Consider the following 13,371-nt stretch of genomic DNA (forward strand, 5'->3'; position numbering starts at 1 on the left):
AACTGCCCGGATTACTGACTTTTTTGGGTAGGATCGGGGGCAAAACCAGGTGAACCGGCGTGGGCTCGTGGAATTCGCCTTCGCACGAATCGTGCAATCATGTAGACTCGGCGCCGGGGTAGAGGACGATCAGGAGGGGTTTTGGCACTTGCTGCCAGCAGCACGACGCGTCTATGGACGCTTGTCGCGAAGGAGTTCTGGCGCAAAATGCGCCGGCGCCTGCGCGCCGGGCCTGTCTATCGCTGGCGCTATTCCGGCCGCACGCCGGAACGTGTGCTGATCGCACCGCCGGACCTGCGCCTCGCCGACCCGCAGATCGCACTCGAGATCTATTACGGCCGCTATCCCCTGTCGGGGCACGTGGTCGAGACCGGCGGCAAGTCGCCTTTCCAGATCCACGTGCCCAATCACGGCTGGCAGAAGACGCTGCACGGCTTTCGCTGGCTGCGCCATATGCGCGCCGCCGGCACCGAGCTTGCCGCCGCCAATGCCCGCGCCCTGGTCTCCGACTGGATCACCATGCATGGCAGCCATATCTCCGGCATCGCCTGGGAGCCGGGCACGACGGCCAAGCGCATCATCGCCTGGTTGCAGCACTCCTCGGTCGTATTGCAGGGCGCCGAGTTCCCTTTCTACCGCGCCTTCCTGAAATCGGTTGCCATCCAGATCCGCTACCTCAGGTCGATGGCGCGCGAAATGCCCGACGGCAAGGACAGGCTGCGGGCCCGCATCGCGCTCGCCTTCGCTGCCTTGTCCCTGCCGGCACCGGCATCGGCCCTGCGGGGCGCGACCCGCAATCTTGCCGAGGAACTCGACCGCCAGATCCTCGCAGATGGCGGGCACATTTCGCGCAATCCGATGGTCGTCCTGGAAATCCTCGCCGACCTTCTGCCGCTGCGCCAGACTTATGCCAACCAGGCGGAAACGCCGCCGCAGGCGCTGATCGGCGCCATCGACCGCATGCTGCCGGCGCTGCGCTTCTTCCGCCATCAGGATGGCAGCCTCGCCCGCTTCAACGGCATGGGCGCCACCATCCACGACCGCATCGCCACCATTCTGCGCCACGACGACACCGCTGGCGCGCCGCTGCTGCATGCGCCGCATTCCGGCTATGAGCGCCTGTCGATGGGCGGCACCACGGTCATCGCCGACACCGGCCCGCCGCCGCCGATCGATGTGTCCAACGCCGCACACGCCAGCTGCCTCGCCTTCGAACTGTCGTCCGGCCGCCAGCACTACATCGTCAATGCCGGCATTGACACCTATGGCGCGGCTGAATTCCGGCCGCTGGCGCGCGCCACCGCCGCGCACTCGACCGCCACCATCAACGACACCTCGTCGGCGCGCTTCAGCCATTCGTTGCGCGTCAACGACCTGCTCGGTTCGCCGCTGATCGGCGGCCCGCAGCATGTGCAGTGCAAGCGCACCGACCAGAAGGGCGTTCAGGGCTTCATCGCCCGCCATGACGGCTATGTCCCGCGCTTCGGCTTCCTGCATGAGCGCGAGCTGAAACTGTCGTCGAACGGCAATGTGCTGGCTGGCCGCGACCGCTTCCAGCGCCCCGGCAATACGGCGATCCGCAACAATGGGCGCGACTTCGTCACCGTCCGCTTCCACGTTCATCCCGACGTCAACCTTTTGCAGGACGAGCATGACCGCCTGGTGCTGGCCGCCGATCAGGCCGACACCTGGGTGTTCACAGCAGCCGAAGTGGTGCCGGAGGTCGAGGAATCGATCTATTTCGCCGGCCTTGGCGGCCCGCGCCGCAGCCGCCAGATCGTGCTTGCCTTCAAGGCTTCGGAAATCGCCGAAGTCCACTGGCAGCTGACCCGCACCAGCATCGCCGGCCACCCGGAAAACAACTGATCCTCCTGACAGGGCTTCAAACTCAGGTTAACAAAAGGCCTGACGACAACCAGCTCGGGGCATCGGCAGCTTTTGTGCCGGCAGCTTTCCCAAGATAGGAATTTTTTCTTGACTCCGTGCCCTCAGCTATGGTACATTTTTGCCTATGGTGCCGGTTTGCGCCAGTGGCCCGCCGCATAGGCGGGTTTTTTCGTTGGTGCTCCGTCAGCCAACGCGCCTGCGAAGTCTCCGAAGAAACCCGTTAACACGGATTCGTTGCCTTGCTCCACCTGACCGCCGGTTTGATTTCCGGGCGGCATGTGCTACGGGCGCGGGCATCCACCACACCAGTCGTGAAAGGCCGCCAGCCCATGGCCGTCGCCGCCAAGAACATTCCCGCACCAGACCTTGTTCCCGTGCGTCGCGCCCTGCTCTCCGTTTTCGACAAGACGGGCCTCATCGATTTCGCCAAAGCGCTGGCAGCGGCCGGTGTCGAACTGGTCTCGACCGGCGGCACGGCAAAAGCGATCACCGAGGCGGGCCTGGCGGTGCGCGACGTCTCCGAGCTCACCGGTTTCCCCGAGATCATGGACGGCCGCGTCAAGACCTTGCATCCCGGCGTGCATGGCGCGCTGCTTGGCGTGCGCGACGATCCGGAGCATTCCGCGGCAATGCGCAAATACGGCATCGAGCCGATCGATCTCGTCGTCTCCAATCTCTATCCGTTCGAGGAGGTCCGCCGCTCCGGCGCCGATTACGCGTCGATCGTCGAAAACATCGACATTGGCGGCCCGGCGATGATCCGCGCCTCGGCCAAGAACCACGCCTATGTCGCCATCGTCACCGATCCCGGCGATTACGCTTCGGTGCTGAATGCGCTGGAGATGAACATCGGCTCGCTGTCGCTGGATTTCCGCAAGAAGCTGGCGGCCAAGGCCTTTGCCCGCACCGCCAGCTATGACGCGGCGATCTCCGGCTGGTTCGCCGAGGCGCTCGAGATCGAACATCCGACATGGCGCGCCTTTGGCGGCAGGCTGGTCGAGGTGATGCGCTATGGCGAGAACCCGCATCAGAGCGCCGGCTTCTACGTCGACGGCGACAAGCGCCCGGGCGTCGCCACGGCGCGCCAGCTGCAGGGCAAGCAGCTATCCTACAACAACATCAACGACACCGACGCCGCTTTCGAATTGGTCGGCGAGTTCGACCCCGACCTTTCCGCCGTCGTCGCCATCATCAAGCACGCCAATCCGTGCGGCGTTGCCGAAGGCGCCTCGCTGAAAGCCGCCTACGCCAAGGCGCTGGCCTGCGACCCGGTCTCGGCCTTCGGCGGCATCATCGCCGTCAACCGCACCCTCGACGCCGAGGCGGCGGAAGAGATCGTAAAAACCTTCACCGAGGTGATTATCGCGCCCGGCGCCACCGATGAGGCAGCGGCCATCGTGGCGGGGAAGAAGAATTTGCGCCTGCTGGTCACCGGTGGGCTGCCGGACCCGCGCACGCCGGGCACGACGGTCAAATCCGTCGCCGGCGGCCTGCTCATCCAGGGCCGGGACAACGCCGTCGTCGACGACCTCGAACTGAAAGTGGTGACCACACGGGCACCGACGCCGGCCGAAATGGCCGACCTGAAATTCGCCTTCCGCATCGCCAAGCACGTCAAGTCCAACGCCATAGTCTACGTCAGGGACGGCGCCACCGTCGGCATTGGCGCCGGCCAGATGAGCCGGGTCGATTCCTCACGCATCGCCGCCCGCAAGGCACTCGACGCCGCCGAGGCCGCCGGCCTCGCCGAACCGCTGACCAAGGGCTCGGTGGTCGCCTCCGACGCCTTCTTCCCCTTCGCCGATGGCTTGCTGTCGGCAATCGCCGCCGGCGCCACCGCCGTCATCCAGCCGGGTGGCTCGATGAACGACAAGGACGTCATTGCCGCCGCCGACGAGCACGGCATCGCTATGGTGTTTACGGGCGTCAGGCATTTCCGCCATTAGCTGCTTTTACCCTCCCCTTTGTGGGGGTGAGAAGCGGTTCGCGCAGCGAACGAAAAGCCAATTGCTTGGCTTTTCGAGCTTCGAACGCCCTGAGCCTGCGAAGGGCTCGGGGCTGAATTCTGAATGACCAGTCGCCGGGCCGGGTCCCCGCTGCTTCGCAGCGTCCCGGCGTTCACCGGCCTTTCATCGTGCCACTGGCACGATGAATTCGCTTCGCGAACCGGCTGCTCACCCCCACAAGGGGGAGGGTAAAGTCAATCCACCGGCCGGTCCGCCGGATAGGGCGTCTTGACCAGGATCGCCATGCCGATGCCCAGGAACAGCACGATCACCGCCATGCCGAGCCGCGCCGAGCCGCTGGCCAGGGTGACCGACGCGACCATGAACGGCGCCAGGAAACTGGTCGCCCGCCCGGCCAGCGCATAAATGCCGAAATAGCGGCCGGATTCTGCCGCCGTGACGCTGCGCGCCATATAGGATCGCGACGACGCCTGCACCGGCCCGAAAGCCACGCCGATCAACAGGCCGAAGAAGATGTAGGCTTTTTCCGCTGCCGTGCCGAACAGGCCGCCGCTGTCCGGTCCAGGCATCATCCAGAGGCCGAACAACGTATAGCCCGGCCCGGTCGAGACGATGCCGATCGTGGCGATGCTGAGCAGGACCAGCGAGATCATGACGATGGTTTTTGAGCCAAGCGCCGTGTCGAGACGGGCTGCGACCAGGCAGCCGAAGATGGCGACGACGTTGAGAATGATGCCGAAAATACCGATCTCGGTGATCGACCAGTGGAACATCGCAGCGGCGAAAGTGCCGCCCAACGCCAGCAGCGCGTTGACGCCGTCCTGATAGATCATGCGGGCGACCAGGAAGCGGAAGATACCGCTGCGCTTGCGCACCTCGCCCAATGTCACTTTCAGCTCCGCCAACCCCTCTCGGACAGCCGGACCGATCGGCAGGCCCTTGATGGCGTCGGGGGTGAAAAAGAACATCGGCAGGATGAACAGGAAGTACCAGCCGGCTGACAAAGGCCCGGTTGCGCGCGCGTCCTCGCCGAGCTTCGGGTCGAGCCCGAACAGCGGGTCGATGCCGATGATCGTCTTGCCGGTCTCCGGCGAACCGGCCAGGCAAGCGACGACGAAGATCAGCGCGATCATGCCGCCGAGATAGCCAAGGCCCCAGGCCATGTTGGAGATCCTGCCGATCTCGCTCTTCGGCACCAGGCGCGGCATCATCGAATCGTTGAACACGGTCGAAAACTCCGCCGCCACCGACGCCAGCGAAAAGAACAGCACGACCAGGAAAAGGTTCGAACCGGGGGCCGCGAACCAAAGCATGCAAAGGCAGGTGACCTTGACCGCGGCAAAGAATGCGATCCAAGGCTTGCGCGGTCCGGTCTGGTCGGCGATCGAGCCGAGGATGGGCGACAGCACTGCAATGACAAGGCCGGCCGCGGCAATGCCGTAGCCCCAGGCCGCTTGCCCGGTTTCCGGATCGCTCGCCATCCGCGACACGAAATAAGGCCCGAAGATGAAGGTGGTGACGACGGTGAAGAACGGCTGCGCCGCCCAGTCGAACAACATCCATCCCCAGATGCCGCGCCCGGACGCACGCTGCACTGTCTCTACCGTCATGATGATCCCCCGGCACCGGTTCCGTGTCGGGCGCCATGTCTGCATGTTTCATGCGCTCATGCAATGAACGAAGCTTGGTGCCGTCCCTTGCCCCTGCCGGGGGTTCATTGTTCGAAAACCCAGCAATTGGCTTTCGTCCGCGGCGCGGGCCAAGCCCTTATTTTTTCTCGTGGGGGAAGTCGGACCGAAGGTCCGGCACCGCCCTCCACCCCCTGCTTCGCAGCGATTGCCGCCGGCGCGAATTTCTTGATTATTAAGTTGACTCCTTTTGTCCGGTTTGACTAATTGCGCTCGCGCAGGGCCGGAAAGTCACCGGTCGAACGGCTCGATATTGGTCTGACAGGGAATAAGAAATGACGATTGGTCGACAGGCATTGTTGCGCACTCAGGCAAGGCGATTGATTGCGAGCAGTGCCTTGATAGCGGCATCCTTTGGAGCGATGGGGGCCGGCCGGGCCCAGGAGGTTTCGCCGGACGATGCAACCCAACTGGAAACGATCGTCGTCACCGGCAAGTCGGACCGCGTTGTCGGGCCCGATCAAACGATCGTCGCCGAGGATACGGCGACCGGCACCAAGACCGATACGCCCATCGTCGACGTTCCCGCCTCGGTTTCAGTTGTAACCCAGAAGGAACTGGAGGCACGCCATGTCGAAAGCCTCCAGCAGGCCGTGGCCTACACATCCAGCGTCCTCACCGACGAGTTCGGCAACGATGACCGATACGACGCCTACGGGGATGACGCGAACACGACTTCGATTGGCGGCTACGCACTGGTGGATGCGGCGATCAGCTACAAGATGACCAAGGACGTGACGTTGGCCCTGAACGCAACGAACCTGTTTGACCGGAAGTATTTGACAACCAGCTATTACGGAACCGAATTTTACGGCGACCGGCTGAAAATCGTCGGCACGCTCAAACATTCCTGGTGAGCTTTTTGAACGCAGGTTTCGAAGCGGATGGCATTCGAAAAGAGCCACACGCATCCGGTGATGCGTGTGGTGATCGTCGGCGGTTCACATCCCCGTCAGATCGCTCATCAGCCCCGACGCCACCGACAGCCGCGACACGGTGATGTCGCCGCCCTCGGTCAGTGCCTGCAGCCGCTCGCGGATGCGCGCCACCCGCTCGCCGCCGGCGTCCAGCCAGGCAACCACCGGATCGGCCGTCTTGGCGTGGCCGGTGAGTGCCGCCACCGCGATGCCGCGCCGTGCCGCGCCGATCGTGTCGGTGGCGCGCGACAGCGCCAGTTGATCATAGTAGTCCGAAGGCGTGATCGAGCGTGCGGCGTCCTCGACACGCGGGATGCGGAAGGCATCGCTGACGGCGAAGAACGCCTTGGCCGCGGCGACGATATCGGCGCCGGCGGTGCGCGCCGTCAGCGCGATGTCGGGGATAAGTTCCGCCACCTCGCTGAGCGCCAGTTGCCCGGCCAGCCCTTCCGGCGCGCCGCTCTTGAACAGCCCGTGCCGCTTCTCCTCGATGCGCTCGCGCGAGAAAGCCGGCAGCAGCGAAACGAGCTTGGGTTCCAGCGCCTTGCGTGCGTCCTGCAGCGCGGCGATGCGCTGGCCAAGCAGTGCCGTGCCGGCATCGTTCTTCAGATACCAGCCGCTGGTCACATAGATCAGCCGGCTGACCATCTGATAGAGATCGAGCTGCACCTGGCCGTCGATCTGGTTGTCGAGCGCATCGATCTCGCGATAGAGCGCCGGCAGCGCAAAACCGTCGCGCACCAAGGCAAAGGTCCGCACCACGTCAGCAGCGGTGCGCCCCGTGGCTTCCTGCAGCCGGTTGACGAAGGATGGGCCGCCGCGATTGACCAGATCGTTGGCGACGACGCGCGTGATGATCTCGCGGCGCAGCCGGTGGCCATGGATCTCAGTGGCGTATTTCTTCGCCATCCGGTCCGGGAAGTAGCCCATCAGGTCGCGATCGAAATGCGCGTCATCAGGCACGTCGCTGGCGACGATGTCGGAAAACAGCACGATCTTGGCATAGGCGAGCAGCACGCCAAGTTCGGCCCTGGTCAGGGGTTCGCCGCGCGCTTCGCGCTCGGCAAGTGCCGCCGGTGACGGCAGCGTCTCCACGGCACGGTCGAGCAGGCCACGCGCCTCCAGCGCCGTCATGAAACGGCTCTGATGCGCGATGTCGGCGAGGCCGCGCTTGCGGGCAATCGAAAGCGCCAGCGTCTGCTGGTAGTTGTTGGACAGCACCAGCGAGCCGACCTCGTCGGTCATCTCGGCCAGCAGCTTGTTGCGTGCCGGGCGCGTCAACGACCCCTTGCGCATGCCGGACGCAAGCGCGATCTTGATGTTGACCTCGACGTCGGAACAGTTGACGCCGCCCGAATTGTCGATGGCGTCGGAATTGCAGCGGCCGCCATTTAGGCCGAACTCGATGCGCGCCCGCTGCGTGACGCCGAGATTGGCGCCCTCGCCGATCACCTTGGCGCGCACGTCGAGCGCGGTGATGCGAATGGCATCGTTGGCGCGGTCGCCGACTTCGGCATTGGTTTCGGTCGATGCCCGCAAATAGGTGCCGATGCCGCCGAACCACAGGAGATCGACCGACGCCTTGAGGATGGCGGTCATGATCTCGACCGGCGTGGCGGTGGTCTTGGCCAGGCCGATCGCCGCCGCCGCCGCCGCCGGCAAGGTGATCGATTTCTGGTTGCGCGAGACGATGATGCCGCCTTCCGACAGTTTCGTCTTGTCATAGTCCTGCCAGCTCGAACGCGGCAGCGCGAACATGCGCTCGCGCTCGGCCATCGAGGCTGCCATGTCGGGATCGGGGTCGATGAAGATATCGCGATGGTCGAAGGCGGCGATCAGCCGGGTTTTCGGCGACAAAAGCATGCCGTTGCCGAACACGTCGCCCGACATGTCGCCGACACCGACGACGGTGAAGGACGAGGTCTGGATATCGCGGTTGATCTCGCGGAAATGCCGCTTGACCGCTTCCCAGGCGCCCTTGGCGGTGATGCCCATCTTCTTGTGGTCGTAGCCGGCAGAGCCGCCGCTGGCGAAGGCGTCGTCGAGCCAGAAGCCGTGCTTCTCCGAGATCGCGTTGGCGGTGTCGGAGAAGGTCGCCGTGCCCTTGTCGGCGGCAACGACGAAATACGGATCGTCCGGGTCGCGTCTGATGACGCCGGCCGGCGGGATGACACCGTCGAGGCCGATATTGTCGGTGATCGACAGCAGGCTGGAGACGAAGTTCTTGTAGGCCGAGGTGCCGGCCTCGAAGATCGCGTCGCGGCCGGCGCTCATCGGGAGCTTCTTCGGATAAAAGCCGCCCTTGGCGCCGACCGGCACGATGACGGCATTCTTGACCTGCTGTGCCTTGACCAGGCCAAGCACCTCGGTGCGATAGTCCTGGGCGCGGTCCGACCAGCGCAGACCGCCGCGCGCCACCGGACCGAAGCGCAGATGCAGGCCTTCGACCTCGGAACCGTAGACGAAGATCTCCCGCCACGGTCGCGGCGCCGGCAAGCCCTCGACCGCGTGCGAATCGAGCTTGATCGCCAGCGACTGGCCCTTTTCTTTCGTATCGGCAACGAAATGATTGGTGCGCAGCGAGGCTTCGATCAGATTGAGATAGCGCCGAATGATGGTGTCGTCGTCGATGTTGGGAACGTCTTCCAGCGCATCCTTGATCTTGGCCTTGAGGTGCTTTGCCGCCACCATGCCTTCGGCCTCGGCTGTCGGGCCAAGCCGGGCGATGAACAGCGCATGCAGGCCGCGCGCGATGTCGGGATAGCGGTTGAGCGCGGCGGCGATGAAATCCTGGCTTTGCGGAATGCCCACCTGCTGCAGATAGCGGCCATAGGCGCGCAGGATGGTGATCTCGCCAGACCACAGGCCGGCGGTCTGGGCGAGGCCGTTATAGCCGTCATTGTCGACGTCGCCGCGCCAGACGGAGAGGAATGCGTCCTCGAACAGCGCGCCGCCATCGGTCAGGTCGATCGGCTTGCCGTAGCTGTTCTCCAGTTCCATGTCATGAATGAAGACTAAGCTGGACTGGTCATCGCCAACCTCGAAAGTGCGCTCGCTGATGACGCGGAAGCCGATGTTTTCCAGCACCGGCACCCGGCGCGACAGCGCCACAGGACTGCCGTGGTGATAGATCTTCAGCGCCGCCTGGTGCGGCTTCTGCTCGGCGTGGCGATAATAGTCGATGGCGATCGGATTGCCGGCGCTGATCCTGGCGATACGCCCGGCGTCGGCCAGCGCCACCGCCGCGCTGAACGAATCGCGGTAGCTTTCCGGCAGCCGCGCGGCGATCGCCTTCAAAGCCTGGTCGCCGCCACTGGCCTCGGCCGCATCGGAAAGGGCGTCCTCCCAGGTACGCACGATGTCGCGGATCGCCGCCTCAATCGTCGCTTGCTCGACCTTCGGCGTCTTGCCGCCGGAGCGGCCGATGATGAAGTGCACGCGCGCCAGCCCGCCCTCGGGGAAGGCCGGGTAGTACGCCGACAGCCGGCCTTCGAATACGGTCTTCAGATACGAGCCGATCTTCTCGCGCACGACGCTGTCGTAACGGTCGCGCGGCACGAAGACGAGGATCGAGACGAAACGGTCGAACTGGTCGGCGCGTACCAGCGCCCGCACCCGCGGCCGCTCGACAAGGCCGAGAATGGCCGCTGCATGCTTCCTCAGCACCGGCACCGGCACCTGGAATAATTCGTCGCGCGGATAGCTTTCCAGGACATTGATCAGCGCCTTGCCGGAATGATCGTGCCGGTCGAAGCCGGACTTGGCGATGATGGTTTCGGCCTTGGACCTGAGATATGGGATCTTCATCACCGAGCGCGTGTAGGCGGTCGAGGTGAACAGGCCGACGATGCGCAATTCGCCCGCGAGCGTGCCCTTGGCGGTGTAGGTCTTGACGCCGATATAGTCGAGATAGATGCGGCGGTGCACGGAAGACTTGGCATTGGCCTTGGTGACGATCAGGGGCTCCGGCCCATGCAGGAAGGCGCGGATCTCCGGCGTCGTCGTCACCGCTTCGGTGCCGCGCCTGAGCACCAGCACGTCGGGGTCGGACAGGATGCCGAGGCCGGGCTTTTCGGCGCGCTCAAGCGTGCCGCTTTCCTCGCCGCCGGTGTATTTGAACTCGCGCATGCCAAGGAAGGTGAAATTGTCGTCGCGCAGCCACTCCAGGAAGGCGAGGGCCTCGGCAACGCTCTTCTTGTCGAGCGGCACGGCCGTATAGCGGAATTCCGAGATCGCCTGATCGAGGCGGGCCAGCATTGGCCTCCAGTCGTGAACGGCGGCATGAACCTGGCCAAGGATCTTGCGCAGCCGCTCGCTCAATCCGCTCGCCTGCTCGGATGTCAGCCGTGGGATGTGGACATGGATGACGCTCAGCCTGTCGTGGCTGCCATCGTCCTTGGCGAAATTGCCGTCGCCGAGGATTTCTTCCACGCCGCCCTTGCCGTGGCGCACGACGATAACCGGATGAGTGACCAGGGTCGGTTCGCCCGATGTCTCGGTGATCTCGCCGAGGATGGAATCGAACAGGAACGGCATGTTGTCGTTGACGACTGTGACAACCGTCATCGGGCGGCCGTCTCGCACAACACCCGAATCGGCATCGACGGCGACGACGCACTCGCCTTTCCTGTGAGTGGCGACTGCCTGGCCGGCGAGATCGGCAGCGCGTTCGAGGTCGGCCACCTCATAGGTGGCGATGTCTTCAGCCGGCGCGCGGGCGAGCAGATAGTCGGCAAGCCTGGCTGGCCTTTCCTCCGCTTTTGTCGCTGCCGTGGCTTTTTTCTTCGGCTTGCTCGCGGATTTCACGCTGGCCATGACGCACGTCCCTCCCGTCGAATGCTTTTACGACTATGGTAGCAGATGACCGCTGTTTGGCGACAAAGGTTTGACGGCTTGCCAAGAATTATCGGAATTTGGCGACAAGATGCCGCGCAACGAGGAGAAATGACCCATGACCGGCAAAATCACCGCGCTTGACCTTGGCCAGGCAGAGCTGAGCGACGCGACAAAAGCCTATTTCGCCAAATGCGAGGAGAAGCTCGGCCTCGTCCCCAACGTGCTCAAGGCCTACGCCTTCGACGACAAGAAGCTGCGCGCTTTCACCGACATGTACAACGATTTGATGCTGGGTGATTCCGGCCTCTCGAAGCTGGAGCGCGAGATGATCGCGGTCGTCGTCTCCTCGATCAATCATTGCTACTATTGCCTGACCGCGCATGGCGCGGCGGTACGTCAGCTGTCCGGCGACCCGGCGCTCGGCGAAATGATGGTGATGAATTTCCGCGCCGCCGATCTTTCGCCCAAGCAGACCGCAATGCTCGAATTCGCCGTCAAGCTGACGGAAGAACCGGCTAAGATCGTCGAGGCCGATCGGGCCACCCTTCGCAAGGCCGGCTTCACCGACCGTGACATCTGGGACATCGCCTCGACATCAGCCTTCTTCAACATGTCGAACCGGGTGGCTGCGGCAATCGATATGCGGCCGAACGACGAATACCACGCCATGGCGCGGTGAGGCGCGGCAGCTGGGCCAGGTCGAGCGTTATATTAGCAGTTTCGCATTCTCGTTGCTTGTTTGCCGGTTTGGTCCGATGATCGGCAGGCGGCATGACCGCATGCCGGTTCGATGCCGCTCACCAAGGGAGGAGAACATGGCGAAGTATCTCTACGTCTATCATGGCTCGGGCAAGATGCCGACCGACGAGGCCGAGCGGAAAGCCGCAATGGACGCCTGGAACGGCTGGTACGGCAAGCTCGGCTCGGCCGTGGTCGACGGCGGCAATCCGGTCGGCATGTCGAAGATGGTGCTGCCCGGCGGCAAGGTCGAGAACAATGGCGGCAGCAATCCGACCGCGGGCTACACGATCGTCGAAGCGAAAGACATCGACGAAGCCGTCGCCAAGGCCAAGGATTGCCCGATCCTGATGGATCCGGGTTTCAGCGTCGAAATCGCGCCGATCATTGAAATGATGTGACGGGTTAGGGCCGCGCCGCGATCGCGGCCGCCGCGCCGGCCATCGTCGTCGCGCTGACACGGTTGGCGATCTTCATGGCGCGCTTGCTCTTCAAAAGCTTGCGCGCCTGCGAAGCGGCGAGCACCCAGGCGAGATCGATGGCGACCAGCACCACGGCCATGGTCGCCGTCAGTTCGACCCAGCCGACGATGCTGACCGAAGCGAGGTCGATGATGGTCGGCAGCAGCGCCAGGTAGAACATCATGATCTTGGGATTGCCGAGCGTCACCGCCATGCCGGCAAAGAACAGCTTTGCCGGAGAATCCTCGCGCGGCATCTCGCCCTCTTTCGCGTCGACAGGGGCGGTCCACATCTTCCAGGCGAGATAAGCGAGATAGGCAACGCCGGCCCACTTCACCACGACGAAGGCGAAATGGAAGGTCTGCGCCACGACAGCCAGCCCGAACACCGCCAGCGACAGCCAGATGCCCTCGCCGATCCACATGGCGAGCAGGAACGGGAACACGTCGCGAAAGCCCTTCGAGATGACGCGCGCGACAAGCGCCGCGATCGATGGCCCGGGCGAGCCGGCGGCAACGAACAAAGCGGCGGCGAAGATGAGCAGCGAGGTGAGGTGCATGGCCAGGGTCCCTGGTTGGGGCTCGATCAACCACAAATACTCGACAGCTGCGGCTCTGGCAAAGGCAACCCGATACGGGCCTTGCGCTGACATACCAAGGCTTGGGTTCCTCGCCCCCGCAAAGCGGGGGAGAGGTGGCCGCGAAGCGGTCGGAGAGGGGGCCTGCGGCGCTGGTGAGTTTGCTCCGAATGCTTGGAACGCCGAGCCTGCCCCCTCTCCGTCTCGGCTTCGCGGCGCCACCTTGTATCTACACGAGAGAGATTTCGTGGGATTAGAGCGATTGAGCCAAGGTCCGGGCGGCCGCCCGGACCTTGGCTT

The 13,371-nt window shown here is 64.1% G+C and carries 8 protein-coding genes; 5 read left to right on the forward strand and 3 right to left on the reverse strand.

The annotated features are described in order from the left end of the window. Positions 1 to 141: 141 nt before the first annotated feature. Together NKH97_RS28740 and purH are read left to right on the forward strand one after the other, a co-directional pair. The gene (locus NKH97_RS28740; protein WP_352722563.1) at positions 142 to 1,866 is read left to right on the forward strand and encodes a heparinase II/III family protein; all 1,725 of its coding nucleotides are present in this window, start codon (positions 142 to 144) and stop codon (positions 1,864 to 1,866) included. A gap of 350 nt (positions 1,867 to 2,216) precedes the next feature. After that, complete coding sequence (gene purH / locus NKH97_RS28745) at positions 2,217 to 3,833, forward strand: bifunctional phosphoribosylaminoimidazolecarboxamide formyltransferase/IMP cyclohydrolase (protein ID WP_352722564.1); 1,617 nt, start codon at positions 2,217 to 2,219, stop codon at positions 3,831 to 3,833. 254 nt (positions 3,834 to 4,087) lie between these two features. On the opposite strand, the gene NKH97_RS28750 is transcribed toward purH, so the two are convergent. Further along, positions 4,088 to 5,464 carry an MFS transporter gene (locus NKH97_RS28750; RefSeq protein ID WP_023811732.1) on the reverse strand — a complete coding sequence of 459 codons (1,377 nt, stop codon included), beginning with the start codon at positions 5,462 to 5,464 and terminating at the stop codon, positions 4,088 to 4,090. Between the two features lie 353 nt (positions 5,465 to 5,817). Here NKH97_RS28750 and NKH97_RS28755 point away from each other — a divergent pair, with 353 nt between their 5' ends. Continuing rightward, positions 5,818 to 6,399, forward strand: a complete 582-nt coding sequence (locus NKH97_RS28755; RefSeq protein ID WP_352799253.1) for a TonB-dependent receptor domain-containing protein — start codon at positions 5,818 to 5,820, stop codon at positions 6,397 to 6,399. An 84-nt stretch (positions 6,400 to 6,483) separates the two neighbouring features. Here NKH97_RS28755 and NKH97_RS28760 read toward each other — a convergent pair whose 3' ends face one another. Next, positions 6,484 to 11,274, reverse strand: coding sequence for an NAD-glutamate dehydrogenase (locus NKH97_RS28760; protein ID WP_352799255.1), 4,791 nt, complete (start codon positions 11,272 to 11,274; stop codon positions 6,484 to 6,486). A 136-nt stretch (positions 11,275 to 11,410) separates the two neighbouring features. Here NKH97_RS28760 and NKH97_RS28765 point away from each other — a divergent pair, with 136 nt between their 5' ends. Beyond that, on the forward strand, positions 11,411 to 11,974 hold the full coding sequence (locus tag NKH97_RS28765; protein WP_023811730.1) for a peroxidase-related enzyme: 564 nt from the start codon (positions 11,411 to 11,413) through the stop codon (positions 11,972 to 11,974). 136 nt (positions 11,975 to 12,110) lie between these two features. Continuing rightward, positions 12,111 to 12,434 (forward strand): YciI family protein, encoded by a 324-nt coding sequence (locus NKH97_RS28770; protein WP_023811729.1) that lies wholly within the window; start codon positions 12,111 to 12,113, stop codon positions 12,432 to 12,434. Positions 12,435 to 12,438: 4 nt separating this feature from the next. Here NKH97_RS28770 and NKH97_RS28775 read toward each other — a convergent pair whose 3' ends face one another. Then, positions 12,439 to 13,053 (reverse strand): LysE family translocator, encoded by a 615-nt coding sequence (locus tag NKH97_RS28775; RefSeq protein ID WP_352799257.1) that lies wholly within the window; start codon positions 13,051 to 13,053, stop codon positions 12,439 to 12,441. Between the last annotated feature and the right edge of the window lie 318 nt (positions 13,054 to 13,371).

The organism is Mesorhizobium sp. M0870 (assembly GCF_040319775.1).
GTDB lineage: Bacteria > Pseudomonadota > Alphaproteobacteria > Rhizobiales > Rhizobiaceae > Mesorhizobium.